Origin of the sequence: Gemmobacter sp. 24YEA27 (genome assembly GCF_030052995.1) — a bacterium.
Classification (GTDB): Bacteria; Pseudomonadota; Alphaproteobacteria; order Rhodobacterales; family Rhodobacteraceae; genus Pseudogemmobacter.
Genome location: NZ_JASJPW010000001.1, coordinates 1173269 through 1196445, shown reverse-complemented (window position 1 = coordinate 1196445; position 23177 = coordinate 1173269). Strand labels below are relative to the sequence as shown.

Annotated in this window: 28 protein-coding genes and 1 pseudogene; 15 read left to right on the top strand and 14 right to left on the bottom strand. The window is 63.8% G+C overall.

Annotation, left to right across the window (positions count from 1 at the left end):
- Positions 1-324: 324 nt before the first annotated feature.
- Entirely contained in the window at positions 325-660 is a 336-nt protein-coding gene (locus QNO18_RS05940; protein ID WP_283176947.1) for a DUF1491 family protein, read from the bottom strand.
- Positions 661-748: 88 nt separating this feature from the next.
- On the opposite strand from QNO18_RS05940, the gene QNO18_RS05935 reads away from it, so the two are divergent.
- Positions 749-943, top strand: coding sequence for a hypothetical protein (locus tag QNO18_RS05935; protein ID WP_283176946.1), 195 nt, complete (start codon positions 749-751; stop codon positions 941-943).
- A 6-nt stretch (positions 944-949) separates the two neighbouring features.
- On the opposite strand, the gene era is transcribed toward QNO18_RS05935, so the two are convergent.
- The 8 genes from era to folK all read right to left on the bottom strand — a co-directional run bounded on the left by era (position 950) and on the right by folK (position 8402).
- A complete protein-coding gene (era, locus tag QNO18_RS05930) occupies positions 950-1897 on the bottom strand; it encodes a GTPase Era (RefSeq protein WP_283176945.1) in 948 nt (315 codons plus the stop codon).
- Complete coding sequence (rnc, locus tag QNO18_RS05925) at positions 1890-2579, bottom strand: ribonuclease III (RefSeq protein WP_198835996.1); 690 nt, start codon at positions 2577-2579, stop codon at positions 1890-1892. The genes era and rnc overlap by 8 nt, the downstream gene beginning before the upstream one ends.
- 4 nt (positions 2580-2583) lie before the next feature.
- Positions 2584-3393, bottom strand: a complete 810-nt coding sequence (gene lepB, locus QNO18_RS05920) for a signal peptidase I (RefSeq protein WP_283176944.1) — start codon at positions 3391-3393, stop codon at positions 2584-2586.
- 213 nt (positions 3394-3606) lie between these two features.
- Positions 3607-4008 carry a holo-ACP synthase gene (acpS, locus tag QNO18_RS05915; protein ID WP_198835998.1) on the bottom strand — a complete coding sequence of 134 codons (402 nt, stop codon included), beginning with the start codon at positions 4006-4008 and terminating at the stop codon, positions 3607-3609.
- A 145-nt stretch (positions 4009-4153) separates the two neighbouring features.
- Complete coding sequence (locus tag QNO18_RS05910; protein WP_283176943.1) at positions 4154-4906, bottom strand: pyridoxine 5'-phosphate synthase; 753 nt, start codon at positions 4904-4906, stop codon at positions 4154-4156.
- Positions 4907-5058: 152 nt separating this feature from the next.
- The gene (locus QNO18_RS05905) at positions 5059-7176 is read right to left on the bottom strand and encodes a bifunctional (p)ppGpp synthetase/guanosine-3',5'-bis(diphosphate) 3'-pyrophosphohydrolase (RefSeq protein ID WP_283176942.1); all 2118 of its coding nucleotides are present in this window, start codon (positions 7174-7176) and stop codon (positions 5059-5061) included.
- A gap of 100 nt (positions 7177-7276) precedes the next feature.
- Complete coding sequence (rpoZ, locus tag QNO18_RS05900) at positions 7277-7630, bottom strand: DNA-directed RNA polymerase subunit omega (RefSeq protein WP_198836001.1); 354 nt, start codon at positions 7628-7630, stop codon at positions 7277-7279.
- Between the two features lie 175 nt (positions 7631-7805).
- On the bottom strand, positions 7806-8402 hold the full coding sequence (folK, locus tag QNO18_RS05895) for a 2-amino-4-hydroxy-6-hydroxymethyldihydropteridine diphosphokinase (protein WP_283176941.1): 597 nt from the start codon (positions 8400-8402) through the stop codon (positions 7806-7808).
- Positions 8403-8527: 125 nt separating this feature from the next.
- Between folK and QNO18_RS05890 the strand changes: the two genes are divergently transcribed.
- From QNO18_RS05890 to QNO18_RS05865, 6 genes and pseudogenes are all read left to right on the top strand, one after another.
- Complete coding sequence (locus tag QNO18_RS05890; RefSeq protein ID WP_198836003.1) at positions 8528-9103, top strand: NYN domain-containing protein; 576 nt, start codon at positions 8528-8530, stop codon at positions 9101-9103.
- A 153-nt stretch (positions 9104-9256) separates the two neighbouring features.
- Positions 9257-9706 (top strand): YqaA family protein, encoded by a 450-nt coding sequence (locus QNO18_RS05885; RefSeq protein ID WP_283176940.1) that lies wholly within the window; start codon positions 9257-9259, stop codon positions 9704-9706.
- Positions 9707-9823: 117 nt separating this feature from the next.
- Positions 9824-10786: a 4-hydroxy-3-methylbut-2-enyl diphosphate reductase gene (gene ispH, locus QNO18_RS05880; RefSeq protein ID WP_283176939.1), complete on the top strand. Its 963-nt coding sequence runs from the start codon at positions 9824-9826 to the stop codon at positions 10784-10786.
- 18 nt (positions 10787-10804) lie between these two features.
- Positions 10805-11392, top strand: a complete 588-nt coding sequence (locus tag QNO18_RS05875) for a LysE family translocator (protein ID WP_283178751.1) — start codon at positions 10805-10807, stop codon at positions 11390-11392.
- A gap of 12 nt (positions 11393-11404) precedes the next feature.
- Positions 11405-11882: pseudogene (rnhA, locus tag QNO18_RS05870) on the top strand (ribonuclease HI).
- Between the two features lie 404 nt (positions 11883-12286).
- Positions 12287-12424: a hypothetical protein gene (locus QNO18_RS05865; protein WP_283176938.1), complete on the top strand. Its 138-nt coding sequence runs from the start codon at positions 12287-12289 to the stop codon at positions 12422-12424.
- A 17-nt stretch (positions 12425-12441) separates the two neighbouring features.
- On the opposite strand, the gene QNO18_RS05860 is transcribed toward QNO18_RS05865, so the two are convergent.
- Positions 12442-12675: a GlsB/YeaQ/YmgE family stress response membrane protein gene (locus QNO18_RS05860; RefSeq protein WP_198836008.1), complete on the bottom strand. Its 234-nt coding sequence runs from the start codon at positions 12673-12675 to the stop codon at positions 12442-12444.
- 297 nt (positions 12676-12972) lie between these two features.
- On the opposite strand from QNO18_RS05860, the gene recO reads away from it, so the two are divergent.
- Together recO and QNO18_RS05850 are read left to right on the top strand one after the other, a co-directional pair.
- Positions 12973-13776, top strand: coding sequence for a DNA repair protein RecO (gene recO / locus QNO18_RS05855; protein WP_283176937.1), 804 nt, complete (start codon positions 12973-12975; stop codon positions 13774-13776).
- Between the two features lie 108 nt (positions 13777-13884).
- Positions 13885-15072: an MFS transporter gene (locus QNO18_RS05850; RefSeq protein WP_283176936.1), complete on the top strand. Its 1188-nt coding sequence runs from the start codon at positions 13885-13887 to the stop codon at positions 15070-15072.
- A gap of 87 nt (positions 15073-15159) precedes the next feature.
- On the opposite strand, the gene fmt is transcribed toward QNO18_RS05850, so the two are convergent.
- From fmt to def (QNO18_RS05835), 3 genes are read right to left on the bottom strand one after another with little or no spacing between them, the layout of a single operon-like run.
- Complete coding sequence (fmt, locus tag QNO18_RS05845) at positions 15160-16053, bottom strand: methionyl-tRNA formyltransferase (protein ID WP_283176935.1); 894 nt, start codon at positions 16051-16053, stop codon at positions 15160-15162.
- Between the two features lie 10 nt (positions 16054-16063).
- Positions 16064-16567: a peptide deformylase gene (def, locus tag QNO18_RS05840; protein ID WP_283176934.1), complete on the bottom strand. Its 504-nt coding sequence runs from the start codon at positions 16565-16567 to the stop codon at positions 16064-16066.
- Positions 16567-17088 carry a peptide deformylase gene (gene def, locus QNO18_RS05835; RefSeq protein WP_283176933.1) on the bottom strand — a complete coding sequence of 174 codons (522 nt, stop codon included), beginning with the start codon at positions 17086-17088 and terminating at the stop codon, positions 16567-16569. The genes def (QNO18_RS05840) and def (QNO18_RS05835) overlap by 1 nt, the downstream gene beginning before the upstream one ends.
- 135 nt (positions 17089-17223) lie before the next feature.
- Here def (QNO18_RS05835) and QNO18_RS05830 point away from each other — a divergent pair, with 135 nt between their 5' ends.
- Both QNO18_RS05830 and QNO18_RS05825 read left to right on the top strand, forming a co-directional pair.
- Positions 17224-18405: a MalY/PatB family protein gene (locus QNO18_RS05830; RefSeq protein ID WP_283176932.1), complete on the top strand. Its 1182-nt coding sequence runs from the start codon at positions 17224-17226 to the stop codon at positions 18403-18405.
- Positions 18402-18944, top strand: coding sequence for a L,D-transpeptidase family protein (locus QNO18_RS05825; RefSeq protein ID WP_283176931.1), 543 nt, complete (start codon positions 18402-18404; stop codon positions 18942-18944). Before QNO18_RS05830 ends, QNO18_RS05825 begins: the two co-directional genes overlap by 4 nt.
- Positions 18945-18998: 54 nt before the next feature.
- Here the strand turns inward: QNO18_RS05825 and QNO18_RS05820 are convergent, their stop codons facing one another.
- Entirely contained in the window at positions 18999-19355 is a 357-nt protein-coding gene (locus QNO18_RS05820; RefSeq protein ID WP_092895255.1) for a hypothetical protein, read from the bottom strand.
- 204 nt (positions 19356-19559) lie between these two features.
- Here QNO18_RS05820 and cbiB point away from each other — a divergent pair, with 204 nt between their 5' ends.
- The 4 genes from cbiB (at position 19560) to QNO18_RS05800 (ending at position 23158) form a co-directional block, all read left to right on the top strand.
- A complete protein-coding gene (cbiB, locus tag QNO18_RS05815; RefSeq protein ID WP_283176930.1) occupies positions 19560-20459 on the top strand; it encodes an adenosylcobinamide-phosphate synthase CbiB in 900 nt (299 codons plus the stop codon).
- Positions 20460-20574: 115 nt separating this feature from the next.
- On the top strand, positions 20575-21687 hold the full coding sequence (locus QNO18_RS05810) for a lytic murein transglycosylase (RefSeq protein ID WP_283176929.1): 1113 nt from the start codon (positions 20575-20577) through the stop codon (positions 21685-21687).
- Positions 21684-22610 (top strand): glycosyltransferase family 2 protein, encoded by a 927-nt coding sequence (locus QNO18_RS05805; RefSeq protein ID WP_283176928.1) that lies wholly within the window; start codon positions 21684-21686, stop codon positions 22608-22610. The genes QNO18_RS05810 and QNO18_RS05805 overlap by 4 nt, the downstream gene beginning before the upstream one ends.
- Positions 22607-23158, top strand: a complete 552-nt coding sequence (locus QNO18_RS05800; RefSeq protein WP_283176927.1) for a hypothetical protein — start codon at positions 22607-22609, stop codon at positions 23156-23158. Before QNO18_RS05805 ends, QNO18_RS05800 begins: the two co-directional genes overlap by 4 nt.
- Positions 23159-23177: the final 19 nt, after the last annotated feature.

Sequence of the window (23177 nt, the reverse complement as noted above, 5' to 3'; positions counted from 1 at the left end):
ATCGCAACATGTGGCCAGGCCTAGAACCCGCTCGGCTGCAGGTGCAGGAACCGACACCTGGCCCGGACAGAAAACCGTCCCGGATGCTCAGCGACGAATGCCGCATCATTCTCCGTGCCTCCCGCCGCCGCTTTCGCGAATCTGTGTTTCCAGACAAAGAGCGAGGGCTTGCTCACCGCAGGCCGGTCCGAAACATCGCCGACGGGATGGGGATCTGCGCCACCGCGTCGCGCCCCGTCAGTGGAATTGCCTGTGCCCATCATGGCCTCCTTGCCTCAAAATCACCGAAGAAGGCGTGCACAAAACATGGGGCAGTTCCGAGGGTCAGTCGCCGGCAAGGCCTGGCTCATCCAGCAATGTCCGTCCGGTGCGGTCCTCGATCTCGATGATCCAGAGGTCGGGGTCGCGGGCGCGGGCGCGGGTCAGCGCCTCATCGACCTCACGCTCAGGACCGCTGGCATAGGTCATCCACTGCCGTCCGCCGCTCATCAGATCGGTGCGGCGTTCAAAGGCCTGAGCCTCTCCGTTCAGCGTGGCGAGCTTCACCATCACCGCCCCCGCCGTCGCATCCCCTCTGGCCGTCACATAGGCCGGGATATCCGCAAGGTTAAGCCGGCGCAGATAGGCCTGGACCCAGAATTCGGCGGTGAGCCTGGTCATTTCGCGGGCCTTTCGCAAACCCCTCCTGGCAGGATACCTCTCCTGCCCTATATCCCTGATAACAGGCCATGAGGAGGGAGGCGAGACAATGAAATACCGCGCACCGGGTGGGGCCGTGTTCGCTCTGATCACCGCAGCAATCGCCGCATTCGCCATGAAGCGCGACCCAAAGGGGCTGGGGCAGGACCGGCTCCTCGACAGCTCATCGAAGGCCATCGGCATCGGTGGCGTGATCTGGCTGGCCTGGTCGGCCTTGAAACGCGGGTTCAGGCGCGGCGCCTGAAACCGCTCAGGCGTCGCCGTCTTTGAATTCAAGCCCCATTTCGGAATAGCGCTCTTTCTCTTCCAGCCAGTTCGGGCGCACCTTGACCTGCAGGAACAGATGCACCTCGCGGTCGAGGAATTCCTTGATCTCGGCCCGCGCCGCCTGGCCGATCGACTTGATCGTCTCTCCGCGATTTCCCAGCACGATGCCCTTATGGCCATCCCGCGCCACATAGACGATCTGGTCGATGCGGGTGGAGCCGTCCTTGCGGTCTTCCCATTTCTCGGTCTCGACCGTCAGCTGATAGGGGAGTTCCTCATGCAGCCGCAGAGTCAGTTTTTCACGCGTCATCTCAGCCGCGATCATCCGCAGCGGCAGATCGGCCAGCTGATCCTCGGGGTAGAACCAGGCACCTTCGGGCAGCTCTGCCGCCAGCCATTCGCGCAGATCATCGACGCCATAGCCTTTTTCGGCCGAGATCATGAAGGTCTTCGCGAAAGGAAAGGCCTCATTCATCCTGGCCGCAAGCGCCAGCAGCTTTTCCGAGCTGCCCTTGTCGATCTTGTTGATCGCCAGCGCCACGGGACGGTCCTTCGGAAGTTCGCCCGCCAGCCGCTCGATGATCGCCTTCGCGCCCTCGGTCAGCCCGCGATGTGCCTCGATCAGCAGAACGACGATATCGGCATCGGCAGCGCCACCCCAGGCGGCTTTTACCATGGCGCGGTCAAGCCGGCGGCGCGGGCGGAAGAGGCCCGGCGTGTCGACAAAGACGATCTGGGTCTGGCCTTCCATGCAGACGCCGCGAATGCGGGTACGCGTGGTCTGGACCTTATGCGTCACAATGGAGACTTTCGCGCCAACCATGCGGTTGAGCAAAGTCGATTTACCGGCATTCGGCTCGCCGATCAGCGCGACAAAGCCGGCACGGGTGCCATCGGATTGGGGTTCGGTCATTGCCGGTATCTCAGTCATTTCCGGCCTCCAGCCGTTTCAGCAGCGCTGCTGCTGCAATTTGTTCCGCCGCGCGTTTCGAGCCGGCCTTCGCCACCTCTCCCGCACCATTGTCCAGCAAAACGCTGACCGTGAACAGCGGCTGATGATCAGGGCCAGAGCGGCCGGTCTCGGTATATTTCGGCGGCGCCATGCCGCGCGCCTGGGCCCATTCCTGCAGCGCCGATTTCGGATCGCGTGCATCAGGTTCAACCGCGCCGACGCGCCCGCCCCAGAGCCGGAGCACGAGATCGCGCGCCGCGTCGAACCCCGCATCCAGATAGACGGCGGCGATCAGCGCCTCGGTGGCGTCGCCCAGCAAAGCCTCTTTGCGGCGCCCGCCCGAAAGCATCTCGGACCGGCCAAGCCGCAGCACTTCGCCAAGCCCGATCTCGCGCGCCACCTCGGCGCAGGTTTCCTTGCGCACCAGCGCATTGAAACGCGGCGCAAGCTGGCCTTCGCTGGCAGCCTTATCGGCCGCAAGCAGCGCCTCGGACATCACAAGACCCAGCACCCGGTCGCCCAGGAATTCCAGCCGCTGATTGTCTGGCCGCGTCGGCGTGGCAATCGAGGGATGCGTCACCGCCCGCACAAGCAGCTCGCCACGCGCAAACTCATGCCCGATGCGGGTCTGAAAAGCCTTGAGATCGGCAGAGAGCCGCATGGGCTCAGTTGATCCCGAGGAAGAAGCGGTCAGCCCGCCATGTCCAGAAATACCACAGGCTGGCGCCGGCAGAAGAGAAGACGATGCGATCCGCACGGCCGATCAGATATTCTGCAGGCACCATGCCGATACCGCCCTGAAGGCCGGGCTGGAAGCGCGAATCCTGGCTGTTGTCGCGGTTGTCGCCCATGAAGAAATAATGCCCGTCGGGAACGGTATAGACATTGCTGTTATCGGGCAGGCCTGCGGTATCCTTGATGTTGAGCACCGGATAGGACCGGGTCGCATCCCCGTCGCCGGTCGGCAATGTCTCGATCGAGCGCGACTTTTCGCAGGTGCCATTCAGGCCGACCGCGCCGTTTTCGCATTGCGGGTAGTTCTTCATCGGGCCCTGGGGGCCATAGATTTCGGTGAAGATCCCGTCCGGCACCTGCGGCACTTCGGTGTCATTGAGGAAGACGCGGCCATCCTTCATCTGGACCCTGTCGCCCGGCAGACCGATCAGGCGTTTGATATAATCATCGCCGGTATAGGGGTTGCGGAACACGACCACATCGCCGCGCAGCGGATCAGAGCCGAGAATACGGCCCTCGAAGGGGCAAAGACCGAAGGGGCAGGAATATTTGGAATAGCCGTAGGCCATTTTGTTGACGAAGAGGAAGTCACCCACGAGGAGCGAGCTTTTCATCGATTCCGACGGGATCCAGAAGGGCTGGAAGAAAAGCGTCCGGAACAGTCCTGCGATCACCAATGCCCAGAAGACGGTTTTGATCGTCTCGACGATGCCGCCGCTCTCGCCTTTTGCCTTCGCCATCTTCACAAGCCTTCCGCGCTGTATCGGGCCGCTTCTTGCGCCGGGGGGGCGGACCTGTCAAGCCGCGCCCGGGTTTGCCGGGGTCAATTGCCGGTGTAGAAGCCGGAAACGGGCGCGCGCGCGGCCTGCACCTCCGGCGGGAGTATCCGGATCAGGCGGAAGGACCTGCGACTTCCTCCTGAGTTAAATACCCATTACTTGCGCCATGGCCTCTCAGCGCAGCGGTCGCGCCTCGATCACCACAAAGGCCTGAGCCCAGGGATGGTCATCGGTCAGGGTCACATGGATCAGCGCCTCATGGCCCGGTGGCGTCATCTGCGCGAGCCGCTCAGCCGCCCAGCCGGTCACCGCCATCACCGGCTGCCCGGTGGCAAGGTTCGAGACCGCCATGTCCTTCCAGGAAATCCCCATCCTGAGCCCGGTGCCGAGCGCCTTGGAACAAGCCTCTTTCGCGGCCCAGCGTTTGGCATAAGTGGCCACAGTCTCGCGTCGTGCCTCGGCTTTTTGCTGTTCCCCGGCGGTAAAGACCCGGTTGCGGAAACGGTCGCCATGGCGGTCAAGCACCTGGCCGATGCGCTCGATATTGGCGAGATCTGTGCCGATGCCAAGGATCATCATTGTCTCATTTCAGCATTATTGTGACGTCACGGGTTTCGGGCGCCGTTCGCCGATGAAGCCAGTATCCCATGGTCAGCGCCCTGCGGCGAGAGCAATCCTCAATGCCGGGACCATTCGGTTTCAGCCGTTCAGGCCCGCGCTGTCACCACTGACATGCGGCATCGATGCGGCGGCGCATCTCCTCGATCGCGGGGCCGAGGCCGATATAAACCGCCTCGCCGATCAGGAAATGGCCGATATGCACTTCGCGCAGTTCGGGGATCGCCGCCACGGGGTCGATATTCTCATAAGTCAGACCATGGGCCGCATGGGCTTCGAGCCCGAGCCCGGTCGCAAGCACTGCCGCCGCGTGCAGCGCGCAGATGTGTCGCTCTGCCTCCTGCTGGCGGCCCTCGGCATGGGCGATGGAATAGGCTCCGGTATGGAACACCACGATCTGCGCGCCACTGCGCGCGGCGGCTTCGATCTCTGCGCGCGTCTGGCCGATCAGAAGCGCGGTCCGGATCCCGGCCGCGCGCAAGGTGCTTATGGCAGCGCGCAGCCCCGGCTCATCGGCCAGAATGTCGAGGCAGATATCGGCCCGGCTCCCGTCCGGCGCCCCGGCAACAAGGCAGCAGGAGGCGGGCCGCAAACGCGTCAGCAGCCCGAGCATCGTGGGCACCGGCGCGGCATTCAGATGCAGCGGGATACCGAGCCCGGCGGCCAGCGCTTCGATATCGCTCTCCGAGAGATCGCCGCGCTTCGCGCGCAACCGCGCCGATATGCCATCTGCACCGGAGGCTTCGGCGAGCAGCGCGGCCCTCAGGGGATCGGGCCAGTCATTGCCGCGCGCATTGCGCAGCACCGCCACCTGATCGACACTGATGCAAAGCCTCAGCCTGTCGCGCGCTGCCATTACCCCTCCTGAACCCTGCCGGGCATATGCGCCCCGGCCGCCTGTGGTCTGTTACCCTGGCCACGGGCCAGCAGCGCCGGCCCCAAGGCCCGGCTGGCAATCCCCGGGACGTTAAGAACTTTTTCGCCTGCCTGCAATGCGGCGCGATGGAGTCAGGGTTTGCGTGACAGATCGCGGTGGCGCGAGATCTGCGCCACATCGGTATCGGCCTCCAGCGCGGTCATCACCATATGCAGATGCTCGACATCGCGCAGATCGACCTCGGCCAGCAGCCGGAAGAAATCCGGTTTGCGGTCGGTGAATTTCAGATCCGAAATATTGGCCCGCTGTTCGCCGATCAGAGTACAGACCCGTCCGAGCACGCCCGCATCATTGGAAATCGTCAGCTCCAGCGTCACCGAATGGATCGGCGCGTGGCGGCCGGTCATCCATTGCAGATCGACCCAGCGTTCGGTCTGACTTTCGAATTCCTCCAGCGCCGGGCAGTCGATGGCATGGGCCACAACGCCCTTGCCGCGATAGGTGATGCCGACGATGCGCTCTCCGGGCAAAGGCTGGCAGCAGGGGGCGCGACGGAAGGCCTGGTCATCTTCCAGCCCGACCACAGGGCGCTGGCTGTCGACCTGCGGCTCGCGATTGGTCACGAGTTCAGGATAGAGCACTTCGACAAGACGGCGCGCGGTGATTTCTGCCGATCCGACGCGCGACAGCAGTTCGCTGTCATCGGGGTAGCCAAGCAGCTTGGCCGCGGTGCGGATCGCTTTTTCGCTGGCCTTCTTTCCGACATGTTCAAAGGCCGCCCGCGCCAGCTCCTGGCCGAGTTTGACAAAGCGGCCACGGTCTTCTTCGCGCAGGGACCGCCGGATCGCGGCCTTGGCGCGACCCGTGGTCACGATATCCACCCAGGTCGGTTGCGGGCGCTGACCTTCGGCGGTGATGATCTCGACCGATTGTCCGTTTTTCAGCCGGGTCCAGAGTGGGACGCGAATGCCATCAACCTTGGCCGAAACGGTGGAATTGCCGATCCTGGTATGGATCGCATAGGCATAATCCAGCGGCGTCGCCCCGCGCGGCAGCTGAATCACATCGCCCTTGGGTGTGAAGCAGAAGACCTGATCGGAATACATCTCGAGCTTGACGTTTTCGAGGAATTCGTCGTGGTCTTCCTCGTCCAGACGCTCGGTCATCTGGCTGATCCAGCTCGCGGGATCGACGGCAAAGGGGTTCCGGCCCAGCACGCCCTCGCGATAGGACCAATGCGCGGCCACACCGGATTCGGCGACTTCATGCATCTCGCGGGTGCGGATCTGCACTTCGACTTTCGAGGCCGCGCGGCCCGAGACCGTGGTATGGATCGAGCGGTAGCCGTTGGATTTCGGCTGGCTGATGTAATCCTTGAACCGCCCCGGCACCGCGCGCCAGCGCTGATGGATCACGCCGAGGATCCGGTAGCAATCGGTGACCGAGCCACAGATCACCCGGAAGCCATAGATATCCGAGAGTTGCGAGAAGGCGAGATCCTTCTCCTGCATCTTGCGCCAGATCGAATAGGGCTTTTTGGCGCGCCCGTAGACCATGGCCTCAAGCCCCTCGCGGTCAAGCTCGGTCCGGATATCGGCGGTGATCTTATGGACCACATCACCGGTTTTCTTTTGCAAGGTCACATAGCGGCGGATGATCGAGTTGCGCGCATCGGGGTTGATGACGCGGAAGGAAAGGTCCTCCAGCTCTTCGCGCATCCATTGCATGCCCATGCGGCCCGCCAGCGGCGCGAAGATTTCCATGGTCTCGCGGGCTTTTTGCACCTGCTTTTCCGGCTTCATCGACTTGATCGTGCGCATATTGTGCAGACGGTCGGCAAGCTTGACCAGGATCACCCGCAGATCCTTGGACATAGCCATGAACAGCTTGCGGAAATTCTCGGCCTGTTTGCTCTCGGCGGAGGAAAGCTGCAGGTTCGTCAGCTTGGTGACACCATCAACCAGTTCGGCGACATCGGGCCCGAACTGCTCGGCGATCTCGGTCCAGGTGGAGCGGGTGTCTTCGATCGTGTCATGCAGCAGCGCAGTGACAATCGTGTCATCATCCAGCCGCATCTCGGTGAGAATGGCGGCGACGGCGACGGGGTGGGTGAAATAGGGTTCGCCGGATTTGCGATACTGCCCCTCATGCATCCGGATGCCGTAAGCATAGGCGCGACGGATCAGATCAGCATCAGAGCGCGGATTGTAGTTACGGACAAGGGCGATAAGGTCTTCTACGTCAATCATTACCGCCTCGCGCATCCGTCGCAGAAGGCCTGCGGGGCCAAGGCCCCGCCTGCTGCATCAGGACAGCTCAGGTTAGCTGCTCAGCCACCGCTTTTCAGACTCAGTTTTCGCCCTGGGCTTCCATGAGGGCGCGGAGCAGTTTTTCTTCCGACATGTCGTCTTGCTGCGGACGGTCGATCTCGCCCGCCATGAGAAGCGCCATCTGGTCTTCTTCCGGCTCGTCAACCTCGATCTGGGTCTGGAACGATTCGATCATCCGCTCGCGCAGAACTTCGGCCGACTGGGTCTCATCCGCGATCTCGCGCAGCGACACGACCGGGTTCTTGTCATTGTCGCGGTCAACAGTCAGCGGCGCGCCGGTGTTGATCTCACGCGCACGATGCGCCGCCAGCAGCACCAGTTCAAAGCGGTTCGGAACCTTGTCAACGCAATCTTCGACCGTCACACGGGCCATGGGTCAGTCACTCCAGGGTTCGGGCCCGGCAAAACCCGGGCGCAGCGCCGGCGGTCTTCGGATGTTTGTCCAGACAAGGACAGACACCTGAACGGGCCAGGCTCTCGGAAAAGGAACATTTAGGCGGATTTCGCCTTGCTGACAAGCGCTGTCAACAGGAAATCCCGATCACTTCTCACGTCACATCGATCCGCTTCACCTCCTCCCGGTCTTCTTCCGGCAAGGCGGCCAGCATCTCGCGCACGCTCAGCCCCAGCAGAGGATGGCGCCAGTCGGGCAAGATCTCGGCCATGGGCACCAGAACAAAGGCGCGATCCTGCATCCGCGGATGCGGCAGGATCAGCTGATCCGGCGCCCGCTGCGCCTGTTCGGCGGCAGAAAGGGTGCGCCAGAGCCCCTGGGTTTCCGCGTCGGGCAAAACCGAATCACCCCAGGCGATCAGGTCGAGATCAAGCGTCCTTCCACCCCACCTCTCCTGCCGTTCGCGCCCGAATTTCGCCTCAATTCGGTGCAAAATCGTCAAAACCTGGGCCGGATTGGTCCGCACATCCACGTGAGCCAAAATGATTGCGTTAACATAATCAGGGCCCGCACCCCGGGGGAAACAGGGGGTACTCCAGAAGCTGCTTGCCCCTGAAATCGTTAACGCATCCTCGCTGATTGCGGTCAGGGCAGACCGGAGTGTTTCCACCGGAAACATGTCTGCGAATGGCAGGTTTGCGCCGAGCGCTATAACAACAGGGGTTGCAGGTTTGTCGCCGATCAATTTCATACCGTATCGTTTACCAGTCGCATCACGTCTCGAAAACACTTTTCAGTCCGCGCCGGATCCATTGATTCATCGGGGTCGGCTGTCGGCGTTTTCGATACTGCTGTGACTGTTCGAGGGGAATGAGAATGTTTTACAAAGACGAACGGCTCGCGCTGTTCATCGACGGATCGAACCTTTACGCGGCTGCAAAGGCGCTTGGGTTCGACATCGACTACAAGCTTCTGCGTATGGAATTCATGCGTCGGGGCAAGCTGCTGCGAGCATTTTACTACACGGCACTTCTGGAAAACGAGGAATACTCGCCGATACGTCCGCTGGTGGACTGGCTGCACTATAACGGCTTTACCATGCGGACCAAACCGGCGCGGGAATATACGGACAGCCAGGGCCGCCGAAAGGTGAAGGGCAATATGGATATCGAACTGGCCGTCGACGCGATGGAACTCGCGGCGCGACTGGATCATATCGTGCTCTTCTCGGGGGACGGGGATTTCCGGCCGCTGGTCGAAAGCCTCCAGCGCCAGGGCGTCCGCGTCTCGGTCGTCTCGACCATTCGCAGCCAGCCGCCGATGATCTCGGATGAATTGCGCCGTCAGGCGGACAATTTCATCGAGCTCGACGAGCTGCGCGATGTGATCGGTCGTCCGCCGCGCGAACCGCGCCCCGCTGATGGCGAAGAGGTCACTGTCGGCGCGCGCTGAACCGCCACACTGACCTGGCCCGCATCCGGCCCTGTTCTGCTTTTCCCCGACCTGAGCCCTCGGGGGAATGCAAGAAAAGCGCCGCCATACCGGGCGTTTGACACTTGCCATAGGGCGCGCTTCTCTCCAGAAGCGCGCCCTATGGATTTTCTGATGACCCTGGGTCTGGTCGGCCTCGCGCTGGCGGCCTTTATCGCGGCCACGCCGCTGCCGATGAATTCCGAACTGGTCTTCATTGCCCTGCAAGGTGCGGGGCATGGGCCGGTTCTCCTGGTGCTGGTGGCCTCTGTTGCAAATATCCTCGGCTCCTGCGTCACCTATTGGTGTGGCCTGCAGGGCGAGCGCCTGCGCGGCAGCCGCTGGTTCCCCTTCAGCGATCAGGGGCTGATCCGCGCCCGCGCCTGGTTCTCCCGCTGGGGATTGTGGTCCCTGCTGCTCAGCTGGGCGCCGGGCGGTGATCTGATCGTGGCGCTTGCCGGGCTGATGCGGGTCCATCCGCTGCTGTTCCTCGCTTTGGTGACCATCGCAAAAACCGCCCGCTATGCGGTGCTCGCGCTGATTGGGGCCGGGGTGTTCGACAGATTTTCCGGCGTTTTCCTCTGAGGTTTATTCGGGCAACTGAGCGCCTGCGGGGGCTTGCGGCACTGGACCCGGGGACGCTTTGACATTACCTCTCAACCAAGCCAGTCCGCAGACCAGTCCGCTGTGCCATATCCGGAAATGCCCATGACCACGCGCCCGCCTCTGATGCTCTATCTTGCCGCGCCGCGCGGTTTCTGCGCCGGTGTCGACCGGGCGATCCAGATCGTCGAGATGGCGCTGCAGAAATGGGGCGCGCCGGTCTATGTCCGCCATGAGATCGTCCATAACCGCTATGTGGTCGACGGGCTGCGCGCGAAAGGCGCGGTTTTTGTCGAAGAGCTGAGCGAATGCCCCGATGACCGGCCGGTGGTGTTTTCCGCGCATGGCGTGCCGAAATCGGTGCCGGCCGAGGCGACGAGCCGCCAGATGATCGCGGTGGATGCCACCTGCCCGCTGGTCACAAAGGTCCATAGCGAGGCCGCGCGCCACCACACCAACGGCCTCCAGCTGATCTATATCGGCCATGAGGGCCACCCTGAAACCGTCGGCACCATGGGCCAGCTGCCCCAGGGCGAGGTGCTGCTGGTCGAGACACCCGAAGACGTGGCGGGCCTGAGCGTGCGTGACGAGACGAAGCTCGCCTTCGCCACCCAGACCACGCTTTCCGTCGATGACACGGCAGAGATTGTCGAGGCGTTGCGCGCCCGTTTCCCCGCCATCACCGGCCCCGGCCATGAGGATATCTGCTACGCCACCACCAACCGTCAGGCGGCGGTGAAGGCGATCGCGCCAAAGATCGACGCTTTGCTGGTCGTTGGCGCGCCGAATTCGTCAAACTCGAAACGCCTCGTCGAGGTTGGCCGCGCCGCCGGCTGTTCCTATGCGCAACTGGTACAGCGCGCCGGGGATATCGACTGGCGCGCGCTGGAGGGGATCACCGCGCTCGGCGTCACTGCCGGCGCCTCCGCGCCCGAAGTTCTGATCAATGAGGTGATCGACGCCGTCCGTGACCGCTTTGAGGTCACCGTCGAGCTGGTCGAAACCGCCGTCGAGAATATCGAGTTCAAGGTGCCGCGCATCCTGCGTGTGCCCGCAGCTTAAAGGCTGGCCATGGCGATCCTGAGCCCGGAATTCCTGCTGACCGCGTTTATCGTCTGCATCACGCCGGGGATCGGGGTGGTCTATACGCTGTCGGTGACGCTGGGCGGCGGCGCGCGGGCCGGGATCTGGGCGACGGTGGGCTGCACGCTTGCAACGGTCTTCCATATGATCGTCGCGATGGCGGGGCTGGCGGCGGTGCTGCACAGCTCGGCCCTGCTGTTTCAGGCGCTCAAATATGCCGGCGTCGCCTATCTGCTGTGGATGGCCTGGGCGGTGCTGCAATCGGGCGGCGGGATGGCGATCACGCCCGCGCGACTCGTCTGGCGCGGGATCCTGCTCAATCTGCTGAACCCGAAACTGCCTTTGTTCTTCCTCGCCTTCATTCCGCAATTCCTGCCGAAAGAGGCCGGGCTGGCGGATCTGGTCATACTCGGCTCTGGTTTCACGGCCATGACCTTCGCCACCTTCCTTCTCTACGTGATCCTGGGTGCGACCGGTCGCTCGCGCCTTCTGTCTTCCGCGCGCCTGATGACCTGGGTCAGGCGCGTCTTTGCGGCATCTTTCGCTGCGCTCGGCGCCCGGCTTGCGCTGGAGCGCGCGCCATGACATCACCCGGCCATGCCTGATCTTTTCGCCTATACCGACGGAGCCTGCTCCGGAAATCCTGGCCCCGGCGGCTGGGGTGCTTTGCTGATCGCACGCGATGGTGACACCGTGCTGAAAGAGCGCACGCTGTCTGGCGGCGAAGCGGATACCACCAATAACCGGATGGAACTGCTGGCGGCGATCCACGCGCTGGAAAGCCTGACCCGGCCCTCGACGCTGACCGTGGTCACCGACAGCGCCTATGTGAAAAACGGTGTGACCAGCTGGATCCATGGCTGGAAACGGAATGGCTGGAAGACCGCCGATAAAAAGCCGGTGAAGAATGCCGATCTCTGGCAAAGGCTGGAACAGGCGCAGACCGGCATCAGGTGACCTGGCAATGGATCAAGGGCCATGCCGGCCATCCCGGAATGAGCGCGCGGATGAACTGGCCCGTGCAGGTATGGCACCTTACAAAACCGCCGCAAAAGGGTCACAGGAAAAGGCTTGAATGCGGCCTCTGCCTCGCGCAGGCTGGGCCCATGCCACGCCGCAAGATCCTCTCTGACGCCGAAGTCCTGAAAGCGACCGCCAGCTCTTTGCCACGGGGGGCGAAAAGGCGATCAGTTTTGGCAATCTGTCGCGCGCGACAGGTCTAGCAGCATCAACACTGGCGCAGCGCTTTGGCTCGGTCGAGGGTCTGCAGGCGCGGCGGCGCGAAATGGCTGGGAGGAAATAGGTGCCCGGCTCGGGGCGGCAGATCAGGCCAGCCAGGGCAAAGGGCCACAGGCGCTTCTGAAAGCGCTGGAGGATGGATCTGAGGGTGGTTCCGTCCATATCGCCGGCCTCATCCTGCTGAGCCAGCGCGACACTGCGGCCCTGGAGGCCGCCACAGCCTGGCGCTGCCAGGTAGAGATGCAGCTGGCTTTGCGGATCGGCCAGGGCGAGAAAGCGCGTCAGGCGGCACAGATCCTGTTTGCCGCCTGGCAGGGCAAACTCATCTGGGGGATCGGGGATCTGCGACTGAAAGATCTGGTGAAACGGCTCGGATGAGATCCGGCGCCCGCCCATTACCGCATCCAGGTCTTCCAGGCCCAGATCAGCGCCAGTGCCCCCAGAAATGCACCCACAAATCCCGCAGCAGCGCCCAGTGACCAGACAAGGAACCGCAGCGCAAAACCACCGATCAGGGCACCGAATACGCCGATCGCGATTGTGGTCGGCACATCTGTCTGCAACCGCATGACCCGTGTGGCCAGAAACCCGGCCGCAACCCCGATGATCAAAAGTCCGATGAACGGCACGCTTCCCTCCCCTGCTGTCCGTAAACATATGGGGGCGCCGCGCGCCTGACGAAAGACTGCGCCCCTGTTTTCCGGGGAAAGCCTCCGGCAGGGCTCCCCGTAAACGCTGAGGCGGAGCTGCGCCGCAGGTTCACTACAGTGCCTCTGGACCTGCCTTCCACCGGAAATGCTCAGAGACCGGAAACATCACAGGAGCGTCTCTTTGTCTGCCGTTGACTGTACCGGGTCAGTCTGCATCAGCGGACAGGGGCGTCGCTCCCTCTTGTCCCCGGACCGGCCACAGGCGAAACTCTGGCGATGATGGAATGGCATGATCAGGCCCTGGTTCTGGCGGCACGACCGCATGGCGAAACATCCGCCATTCTCACCGTCTTCGCGCGTGAACATGGCCGGTGTTCCGGGCTGGTCAGGGGCGGCGCATCCCGGCGCCTCGCGGCGCATTTGCAACCCGGCAACGAGCTCGACCTGACCTGGACGGCAAGGCTTGAGGACCAGCTGGGCAGTTTTCGTGTCGAACCGCTGCGCTCGCGTGCGGCGGTGCTGGCGGACCGCCTCGCGCTGGAGGGCCTCGGCGCGGTGACGGCGCTGCTGCAGCTCTGCCTGCCCGAACGCGAGGCCTATGGCACTTTGTGGCAGGAGACCCAGGATCTTCTGGATCAGATGACGCGGACCGGCCCGGTCAACGCCAGCTGGCCCGCATATTATCTTTTGTGGGAGCTCCGATTGCTGACCGAGACCGGCTATGGCCTTGATCTGAGTTCCTGTGCGGTGACCGGCGAAACGGAAGGGCTGGCCTATGTCAGTCCCAGGACGGGCCGGGCGGTTTCGGCCCGGGGCGCGGGGGACTGGGCGGCGCGTCTCCTGCCGCTGCCCGCCTCGCTTGCAGCAGGCGGGATGCCGGGCGAGGACGACATCCTGCCAGGCCTCGCGCTGACCGGGCATTTCCTGACGCGTGAGCTTCTGAACGACAGGCCCCGACCCGCCGATGACAAAGCGTCGCCTATGCCGGCGGCCCTGCCCGCCGCGCGGGGCCGGCTTATCGACCTTCTGGCCCGCGCCGGGACGGCGCGCCCGGAGGCGGGGGCACCACCGGCCACCTGATGCCCGCGACACGCTCTGTCGCAAATGGTGCAGACCGGGCTTCTCTTTCGGAGTGTGGTCGGCGGCATGGGCCATTACGATCTCCCCCTTGCTCTCAAACACAGTCCGGTGCCGAAGGTTGAGCATTTCGCACTGCTTGCCGGGCTTGAGGCCGCTGTCCGCGGTATGCTGGTCTCGGCCATGCCCCTGGCGGTCTATCAGAGCCTTGGCGACGCGCAGAAGACCTCGGTCGCCTATCTGGCGGCGGGGTTTGTCGCGCTGTTTTGTGGGCTGATGGTGCCGGGGGTGACCCGTTTCCTGCCGCGCCGCTGGACTTATACCGGGGGGGCGGTGCTGTATCTTGTCGGCACCGCGCTGGCGGTCTGCGGCACGCCGCTGACGATCTCGCTCGCGCTGATCTGCAATGCGATGGCGACGGCGACGGTGTTCATCTGTCTCAACGCCTATGTGCTGGATTATGTCGAACGCACCCGGCTGGGTCACAGTCAGGGGGTGCAGATGGCCTATGCCGCTATCCCCTGGGCGGTGGGGCCGGTGCTGGGGGTCTGGCTTCATCACCAATGGGCGCCGGCGCCCTTCCTGCTCTCGGGCTTTTTTGCGCTGGTGCTGATCGGGGTCTTCTGGTGGCTGAGGCTGGGTAATGGCCGCCAGATCTCGCGGGCGCGCCGGCCGGCGGTCAACCCGCTGGGGTTTCTGTCGCGCTTTCTGCGCCAGCCAAGGCTGATCGCGGGCTGGACCTTCGCGGTGATGCGGTCCTGCGGCTGGTGGGTCTATATCGTCTATCTGCCGATCTATTGCGTCCAGTCGGGTCTGAGCGACAAGACCGGCGGCATCGTATTATCGGTCTCGAACACGTTCCTGTTCCTCGCGCCGGCCATCAACCGCGCCGCGCGCCGGTTCTCGGTGCGCCGCTCGGTGCGGCTGGCTTTTCTGGCGGGCGGCGGCCTCATGCTGGCGGCGGCGATGCTGTCGGTCCTGCCCTGGATCGCGGTTGCACTTTGCCTCGCGGCAAGCTTTTGCTTCGTGACACTGGATGTCGTCGGCGGGCTGCCCTTCCTGATGTCGGTCAAACCCTCTGAGCGTACTGAAATGGCAGCCGTCTATGCCAGTTTCCGCGATGTATCGGGCATTCTGACCCCCGGGATCGCCTGGCTCATCCTGTTCTTCGCGCCAGTTCCCGGGATCTTTGTCGTGGCGGGCCTTGGCTTTCTCGGCTGCTGGTGGATCGCAGGCGCACTCCATCCGCGGCTGGGAGTGGAACGCCCCTCTCGCGGCGGTGCGGATCAAATTTCTTAAAAGAAATTTGTCCGGTTTTCGCTGCGAAAACCGGGCCCCTGGTCAGCCGCGAGCCAGCTTCCTGCAAAAGGTGGCTGGCCTCCGGTCTTAAAGACGGGGGGGCAAAGTGAGGCCTTTGAGCACCTCGGCGGCAGGCATCGGTTTCTTGCCCTCGCGCTGCGCCTCGGTCACCGTCACCGCCCCCTCACCACAGGCAATGGTGAAGCCGGTCAGCACCTCGCCGGGGGCTCCCGCACCGGCTTCGATCCGGGAACGCAGCAGCTTAACCCGTTCCGCTCCCACCTGTGTCCAGGCCCCCGGAAAGGGCGAGAGACCGCGGATCTGGCGGTCGATCGCATCGCAGGGGCGTGTCCAGTCGATCTTTGCCTCGGCCTTGTCGATCTTCGCGGCGTAACTTACGCCCTCTTCATGTTGGCGCGCCGGCACGAGCCCGTCCAGCTGGTCAAGCGCCGCGATCATCGCAGCGGCGCCCAACGCGGACAGCCGGTCATGCAGATCGGAGGCCGTCTCCTCCGCACCGATCCGGGTTTCCTCGCGCAACAGAACCGGGCCGGTATCAAGCCCCGCCTCCATCTGCATGATGCAAATGCCGGTCGCCGCATCCCCCGCCATGATCGCCCGCTGAATCGGCGCAGCACCCCGCCAGCGCGGCAAAAGCGAGGCATGGATGTTCAGACAGCCCCGCGCCGGCATGTCCAGCACCGCCTGGGGCAGGATCAGCCCGTAAGCCACCACCACCGCCACATCGGCCTGAAGTGCCGCGAACACGGCCTGATCTTCGGGCGCACGCAGCTTTTCGGGGGTGTGAACCATCAACCCAAGCGCCTCGGCCCGGGCATGGACCGGGGTTTTGCGCAGCTCTTTGCCGCGCCCGGCGGGCCGGGGCGGCTGCGACCAGACGCCGACAATCTCATGGCTCGCATGAAGCGCTTCGAGCACCGGCACCGAAAACTCCGGCGTGCCCATGAAGATCACCCGCATCCGCGTCTCCTCAGCCGCGTTTGCGGATCTTCTCCGCCTTCGCGATCAGCATTTTCCGTTTCAGGGGCGAGAGATGGTCGAAATACATCTTACCCGCCAGATGGTCGATCTGGTGCTGCGCCGATGTCGCCCAGAGATGCACGAAATCGCGCTCTTCGATCTGTCCCTCTGCATTCAGGAACCTTACCGTCACCGCACGCGGCCGCGTCACCCTGGCTGAGACGCCCGGCAGATTGGGCGAGGCCTCTTCATGGTCGCGCGGCTGCACCGAAGCATGGATCACCTCGGGGTTCGCCATCAGCACCGCCTGGCCGCGCGCCTCGGAACAATCCACCACGGCAAGCCGCAAAGGCACCCCGATCTGCACGGCGGCAAGACCGTAGCCCGGCATCGCCTCCATCGTATCAACCATGTCGCGCCAGATCGCGCGCACCTCATCGGTGATCTCTGCCACATCCGCCGCCGGCGCCTTCAGCACCGGATTTGGGTAAGGCACGCAGACACGTACAGCCATCACATGCCTTCCGAACGCGCGCGTTCGCGCTTCAGCTTTTCCATCTTGCGGGTAATCATCTGGCGCTTCAGCGGCCCGAGATAGTCAATGAAGAGCCTGCCGTTCAGATGGTCGATCTCATGCTGGACGCAGGTGGCCCAGAGGCCTTCAAACGTCCGCTCATCGGTTTTGCCATCGAGCCCGGTCCAGCGCACAGTGACCAGCGCGGGGCGCTTCACCTCGGCATATTGATCCGGGATGGAAAGACAGCCTTCCTCATAGATGTTCAGATCTTCCGATGACCAGATGACCTCGGGGTTGATCAGCGCCATCGGCTCCGGCGTGCCCTCCTTGATGCAATCCATCACCAGAAGCCGCTTCATCACACCGATCTGCGGTGCCGCGAGGCCAACGCCCGGTGCGTCATACATGGTTTCCAGCATATCATCGGCCAGCCTGCGGATTTCGTCCGAGACCTCGGTCACGGGATCGCAGAGCTTTTTCAGGCGGGGATCGGGATGGATCAGGATGGAGCGCAACATGGAGGGGGATTTAGGTCATCCCCCCCCTTCCCTGCAAGGGATTTGCGCATATCTGCGTGAGGCCCGCAGACAGCCGCCTTGATCGCCTGAACGTCACGGGCTAGCCATTCCGGGTATTGTGCAGAAAGACGCCCCATGACCCGCCCCGATTTCGATACGCCCATCAACCGTTTCGGCTCCCATTGCGTGAAATGGGACATGATGGAGACGCTTTACGGCATCCCGCATGACCGGGGCCTTGCGATGTGGGTCGCGGATATGGAATTCCCCCCGCCAGCAGCGGTGCAGGCTGCGCTGCAAAAGATGCTCGATCATGGGGTTTACGGCTATTTCGGCGATGAGCGCCCCTATCTCGAAGCCCTGGTCTGGTGGATGAAAACCCGCCACGGCTGGAAGCCCGATCCTTCGCATATCTTCACCACCCATGGGCTGGTGAATGCGGTGGGGCTCTGCCTGCAGGCCTTTACGCAACCCGGGGACGGCGTTGTCCTGATGACGCCGGTCTATCACGCCTTCGCCCGCACCATCCGCGCCTCGGGGCGTGAGGTGGTGGAATGCGCGCTGAAAAACACCTCCGGCCGCTATGAGCTGGACATCGCCGCCTGGGATGCGCAGCTGACAGGGCGCGAGACCATGCTGATCCTGTGCTCGCCGCATAACCCCGGCGGAAGGGTCTGGACCGGGCCTGAGCTGCGCGAGATCGCGGATTTCGCGAAACGCCACGATCTGATCCTCGTCTCGGATGAGATCCATTTCGATCTGACCTATCCCGGCCAGCGCCATATCGTCATGCCGAAGGCCGCGCCCGAGATCGCCGACCGGCTGGTGATGCTGACCGCGACAACCAAGACCTTCAACATCGCGGGCGCCCATATCGGCAATGTGATCATCGCGGATGAGGGGCTGCGGCAGAAATTCGCGGCGGTCATGAGCGCCATCGGCATTTCGCCCAATAGTTTCGGGATGCATATGGTCACCGCCGCCTGCTCACCCGAGGGGGCCGCCTGGGTCGATGCGCTGATGACCTATCTCGACGGCAACCGGCAGCTGTTTGACGCAGCGGTCAATGCGATCCCCGGGCTGAAATCCATGGCCCTCGAGGCCACCTATCTCTCCTGGGTCGACTTCTCCGGCACCGGGCTGAGCAAAGCCGAGATGCTGGCGCGGGTCGAGACCCAGGCCGCCATTGCAACCAATCACGGCGACAGTTTCGGCAAGGGCGGCGAGAGTTTCATCCGCTTTAATATCGCCGCACCCCGGGCGCAGATCGAAGAAGCGATCACCCGGCTGCAAAGCGTCTTTGCCGATCTGCAATGAGACGGCTGGCGCGGGGTTTCACACTCCTCAGCCTCGGCGCATTGGCGCTGGCGGCCTGGATGCTCTGGCAACCCGCGCCGCCGCCCGTCATGCCGCCTGCGCCGCTGCCACCGCTCACCGGCCAGATCGAGCGTATCGTGATCGAAAAAGCCGCAAGGCGGATGGCACTGATCCAGGAGGGGCGCGAGGTCCGCGTCTACCGAATCGCGCTTGGCTTTTCACCGACAGGCGACAAGAACCGTGAGGGCGATGGCCGTACCCCGGAAGGCGAATTCCGCATCGACCGCCGCAATGACCAGTCTGCCTATCACCTCTCACTGGGGCTCGATTATCCAAAGCCCGCAGATCGCGCGCGCGCCCGGGCCGGCGGCTATTCGCCCGGGGGCGATATCATGATCCATGGCCAGCCGAATATGCTTCCCGATGAAACACTTATCGCAACTGACTGGACCGCAGGCTGCATCGCCATAAGCAATGCGGAAATGCGCGAAATCTGGGCGGCGACGCCTGTTGGAACAATGGTCGAGATCCGACCGTGACGGCGCCTCTGGCCAGGTGAGGAAGCCTCCCGGGGGTGGAGGGGCGGTGCCCCCTTACGCGGATGGCAAATACCCCGCCGGCCCCTCATCCTCGCGCCAGTAATCAAGTGCTGGGCGATTTGTCACCGGGGTCAGGCGTTTGAAGTCGCAGACCAGTTCGCCATCGACGATTTCCGTGGCAACGATCAGGCACTGAAACACATGGCGCGGGCCATCGTAGATATCGACCAGCCCCCGCAGGCGCGCCGGCACCAGATCGGCATCAAGCGAAAAACCGCCCTGCCAGAACCGCAGCACCGGATAGACCAGCAGATCGCCAAGTTCGACCCGCATCCGCGATTTGCGCCTTTGCTGACGCTTGCGGGCGGCATCGAGATGATCGCGCAACTCCTTGGGCAGATATTCCAGCATGTCCGTCCCCTCCTGAGCCCAGCACAAACCCGAAAGCCCGTGAAATCAAGCCCCTCTCACCATGCCAGCACTTTACCACAAAAAGATGAAGCCTTCGTGGCGACAATGCCGCAGGCGGGGGCCGCTCAATGCCCGCTTGCCCGCGGGGCCGATCCGGTTCACTTCCCTGTCAGATGATTCGCAACCACCAGCACGGGGTCCGGCATGGTTTTGGTTCTTGCCATGATTCTCGACGCCGCCTTTGGCGAGCCCGCCTGGATCTGGCGCCACCTGCCGCATCCGGCGGTGCTGATGGGCCGGCTGATCGGCCTTGCGGACCGGCGGTTCAACGAGGGTGCGGCGCGGCGGCTCAAGGGGGCTGCGGTGATGGCAGCCCTGGTCCTTGGCGCGGGTCTTACGGGCTGGCTCATCGGCAGGCTGCCATATCACGGCGTGATCGAGACCGTGATCGCCGCCATTCTGATCGCGCAGCGCTCGCTGGTTGATCATGTGCGGGCGGTGGCCGATGGGCTGCGCCGCTCGCTGGACGAGGGCAAGCGGGCGGTCGCGATGATCGTCGGGCGCGACACCAGGGACATGCGCGAGCCTGATGTCGCCCGCGCCGCGATTGAATCGGCAGCAGAAAATCTCTCGGATGGGGTGATTGCGCCGGTTTTCTGGTTCCTTATCGCCGGTCTGCCGGGCATTCTGATCTACAAGATCACAAATACCGCCGATTCGATGATCGGCCATATGACACCGCGCCATCGTGAATTCGGCTGGGCCGCTGCGCGGTTTGATGATCTGCTGAACCTGATCCCCGCGCGGCTGACGTCTTTGTTGCTCGCGCTGTCACATGGCTGGCTCGACCCGCGCCCGGTGCTGCGCGATGCGCCGCAGCATCGCAGTCCGAATGCCGGCTGGCCGGAATCCACCCTCGCGCCCATTCTGAATGTCGCGCTTTCCGGCCCGCGCAGTTATAATGGTGAAATGCGCTGGTACCCCTGGGTCTGGCCCGAAGGGCGCCGCGATGCCGGGCCCGAAGATATTGACGCCGCCTGCCGCGCGCTTTGGCGGGCCTGGGCACTGATGCTGGCAATTGCCCTCATGGCCGCGCTCGTCTAGCTTCGCGCCCATGCTGAGACCCCTGATCATAGCCACAATGCTGGCCCCCTTTTCTGCCCGGGCAGAAACTCCGCCGCCCCTCCCTGAGGCCCCCACATCTGAGGCAGCAGTCCAGGTGCCCTGCGGTGGCAGCTTTCCCGGGTTCCTTGCGGGGCTGCACGATGAGGCCCTGGCCGAGGGCCTTCCTGAGGCGGCGGTGGAGGGCTGGCTTGCAGGGGCCCGCGCCGAGCCCGAGATTCTCAGGGCCGATCAGCGTCAGGGGGTGTTTCGCAAACCTTTCCTCGAATTCGCGCAGAGCCTGATCGGCGACAAGCGCCTGCCCGATGCCATGCTCGCCTGGGACGCCCATCAGCCGCTTTTTGCGAAAGCAGAAAGCACCTATGGCATTCCGCCCGGGGTGATGCTGGCGATCTGGGGGTTTGAAACCGATTTCGGCCGCTTCCAGGGCGATTACAACACCCGCGCCGCGATCCTCACCCTCGCCTGGGATTGCCGGCGACCCGAAATGTTCCGCCCCCAGGCCTTTGCCGCGATGCGGCTTTTCGCGAATGGCGATCTGCCGCTCGACACGACAGGGGCCTGGGCGGGCGAGATTGGCATGGTGCAGATGCTGCCGAAGGACATTCTGGAACGCGGCATTGACGGCGATGGCGACGGGCATGTGCGGCTGAAATCCTCGGTCCCGGATGCGCTGCTGTCGGGCGCGAATATGCTGAAACATCACGGCTGGCGCGCGGGCGAGCCCTGGCTGACCGAGGTTGTGCTGCCCGAGACCTTCGACTGGGCGCTGAGCGGGCTCGACAAGGACCTGCCGGTCGCGCAATGGGCAGCGCTTGGCGTGGCGCCCCGGCGCGGCAATACGCTGCCGGCAGAGCTCGAGGCCTCGCTTTTGCTGCCGCAGGGCCGCAAGGGGCCGGCTTTCCTGGTCTTTCCGAACTTCCAGGTCCTGCTGGAATGGAACAAAAGCCTGACCTATGTGACCACCGCCGCCTATTTCGCCACCCTGATCGAAGGGGCGGAGCCGGCGCTGAACACCTCGCCCGACCCGCTGCTGCCCGATGAGGATATGAGGGCCTTGCAGGAAAAGCTGCAGGCGCTTGGATATGATGTCGGCAAGATTGACGGAGTTCTGGGCGCGGGCACGCGGCGCGCGATCCAGGCGGAACAACAACGCCTCGGCCTGCCGGCGGATGCCTGGCCGACGCGGGAACTTCTGGATCTCTTGTGAAACAGGCTGCCAGCTGGGCGCTGGTTGCCACGGTGAAAGCGCCCGAGGAGAAGATCCTCGCCTTTCTTGCATGGCATCTGGATCTTGGCGCGGATCGGATCACGCTGTGCTTTGATGATCCTGATGACCCGGCGCTGGCGGCGATTGCGGCGCGGCGCCTTTCGCGGGTGCGGCTGATCGCCTGTGAAGCAGGGCACTGGCAGGCGCTTGGCGGCCGGCCCGACCGGCATCAGAATCGCCAGGCGAAGAATGCCGGGATGGTCTACCGCGCGGGCGGCAGTGACTGGCTTGGCCATATTGATGTCGATGAGTTCATCTGGCCGGTGCGGCCGGTGGCCGAAGTGCTGGGCAGCCTGCCCGCCAAAGAGATTTTGTGCCGGATCGAACCTTTCGAGGCGCTGCATGAACCGGATCTTTCCGATGACATCTATACCGCCCGCGTCTTTCGCGGCGCGCTGAAGCCGCGGCATGAGGGCCTGCGCGGGCCGACCTTAGGCGATTATGCCGATATCCTGCCCGAAGCGATGCTGTCCCATTCCGCCGGCAAGGTGTTTTTCCGCTCAGGCGTGCCAGGGCTGTCACCGCGCCTCCATGGCGCGTTTATCGGCGGCGAGCGGCTGCCGGGGCCGGGCTTTCACCCCGGGCTCAAGTTTTTGCATTTCCACGCCCAGGACCGCGAGGGCTGGCTTTCGGCCCTGCCCTTCCGCCTGACGCGCGGCGCCTATCAATACCGGCCCGAAATGCAGGCCTGGCTGATGGCGGCCAGCCCCGGTCAGATCGCGGATTTCTACCAGGTGACCCAGATGCCGGGTCGGGGGACAGATCTTTTGCGCGAGGCCGGGCGGCTGGTGGAGGCTCGGCTTGACCTGCGCACCCGGGTCGCGAAACTGCCCGAAAGCGGATCGGAAGGGAGCGGGACATGACCCCGATGGAAAGCCTGATGGCAGCGCTCGGCCATGTGACCGCTGCACCGAAAGAGGTGACGGTTGCGCGGCAGCTGACCTTCCGCCCGGGGCGCAATCTGCGCGAACATCCGGACAACCTGACCCTGACCGTCGCGGGCGGCATTCCCGGCGAGCGCTGGTCGAAAGAGCCCTGGCTCCGGCTGGAAAATGGCGCGCCCAACCCCGCGATCCAGGTCTCGATCCTGCCGGCGCGGGTGCATGATCTGGTGCGGCCCGATCCGGAAGCGGTCGTCCATCCGGGCGATCCGGTGATCGCCGATCTCGACACATCCGAGGCCAATCTGCCGGTCGGCTCCCTGCTTGAGGCAGGAACGGCGGTGCTTCGGGTGTCGGACGTGTTCAATGATGGCTGCGTGAAATGGAAAGTGCGCTACGGCGCAGATGCCAAGACCTGGGTGAACCTGCCCGAGCATCGCGCGCTCAGGCTGCGCGGCATCCTGTGTTCGATCGAGCGCGACGGGGTTTTGCGCCAGGGTGACGCGATCCGTGTGATCTCCCGGGGCTGACCGGGGCTGTTCAGGTGGG

Bases quoted from the DNA above. Each gene is read 5' to 3' on its own strand.
- QNO18_RS05940 (WP_283176947.1), bottom strand. From the start codon at position 660: ATGACCAGGCTCACCGCCGAATTCTGGGTCCAGGCCTATCTGCGCCGG.
- QNO18_RS05935 (WP_283176946.1), top strand. From the start codon at position 749: ATGAAATACCGCGCACCGGGTGGGGCCGTGTTCGCTCTGATCACCGCA.
- era (WP_283176945.1), bottom strand. From the start codon at position 1,897: ATGACTGAGATACCGGCAATGACCGAACCCCAATCCGATGGCACCCGT.
- rnc (WP_198835996.1), bottom strand. From the start codon at position 2,579: ATGCGGCTCTCTGCCGATCTCAAGGCTTTTCAGACCCGCATCGGGCAT.
- lepB (WP_283176944.1), bottom strand. From the start codon at position 3,393: ATGGCGAAGGCAAAAGGCGAGAGCGGCGGCATCGTCGAGACGATCAAA.
- acpS (WP_198835998.1), bottom strand. From the start codon at position 4,008: ATGATCCTTGGCATCGGCACAGATCTCGCCAATATCGAGCGCATCGGC.
- QNO18_RS05910 (WP_283176943.1), bottom strand. From the start codon at position 4,906: ATGGCAGCGCGCGACAGGCTGAGGCTTTGCATCAGTGTCGATCAGGTG.
- QNO18_RS05905 (WP_283176942.1), bottom strand. From the start codon at position 7,176: ATGATTGACGTAGAAGACCTTATCGCCCTTGTCCGTAACTACAATCCG.
- rpoZ (WP_198836001.1), bottom strand. From the start codon at position 7,630: ATGGCCCGTGTGACGGTCGAAGATTGCGTTGACAAGGTTCCGAACCGC.
- folK (WP_283176941.1), bottom strand. From the start codon at position 8,402: ATGAAATTGATCGGCGACAAACCTGCAACCCCTGTTGTTATAGCGCTC.
- QNO18_RS05890 (WP_198836003.1), top strand. From the start codon at position 8,528: ATGTTTTACAAAGACGAACGGCTCGCGCTGTTCATCGACGGATCGAAC.
- QNO18_RS05885 (WP_283176940.1), top strand. From the start codon at position 9,257: ATGACCCTGGGTCTGGTCGGCCTCGCGCTGGCGGCCTTTATCGCGGCC.
- ispH (WP_283176939.1), top strand. From the start codon at position 9,824: ATGCCCATGACCACGCGCCCGCCTCTGATGCTCTATCTTGCCGCGCCG.
- QNO18_RS05865 (WP_283176938.1), top strand. From the start codon at position 12,287: ATGCAGCTGGCTTTGCGGATCGGCCAGGGCGAGAAAGCGCGTCAGGCG.
- recO (WP_283176937.1), top strand. From the start codon at position 12,973: ATGATGGAATGGCATGATCAGGCCCTGGTTCTGGCGGCACGACCGCAT.
- fmt (WP_283176935.1), bottom strand. From the start codon at position 16,053: ATGCGGGTGATCTTCATGGGCACGCCGGAGTTTTCGGTGCCGGTGCTC.
- def (WP_283176934.1), bottom strand. From the start codon at position 16,567: ATGGCTGTACGTGTCTGCGTGCCTTACCCAAATCCGGTGCTGAAGGCG.
- def (WP_283176933.1), bottom strand. From the start codon at position 17,088: ATGTTGCGCTCCATCCTGATCCATCCCGATCCCCGCCTGAAAAAGCTC.
- QNO18_RS05830 (WP_283176932.1), top strand. From the start codon at position 17,224: ATGACCCGCCCCGATTTCGATACGCCCATCAACCGTTTCGGCTCCCAT.
- QNO18_RS05825 (WP_283176931.1), top strand. From the start codon at position 18,402: ATGAGACGGCTGGCGCGGGGTTTCACACTCCTCAGCCTCGGCGCATTG.
- QNO18_RS05820 (WP_092895255.1), bottom strand. From the start codon at position 19,355: ATGCTGGAATATCTGCCCAAGGAGTTGCGCGATCATCTCGATGCCGCC.
- cbiB (WP_283176930.1), top strand. From the start codon at position 19,560: ATGGTTTTGGTTCTTGCCATGATTCTCGACGCCGCCTTTGGCGAGCCC.
- QNO18_RS05800 (WP_283176927.1), top strand. From the start codon at position 22,607: ATGACCCCGATGGAAAGCCTGATGGCAGCGCTCGGCCATGTGACCGCT.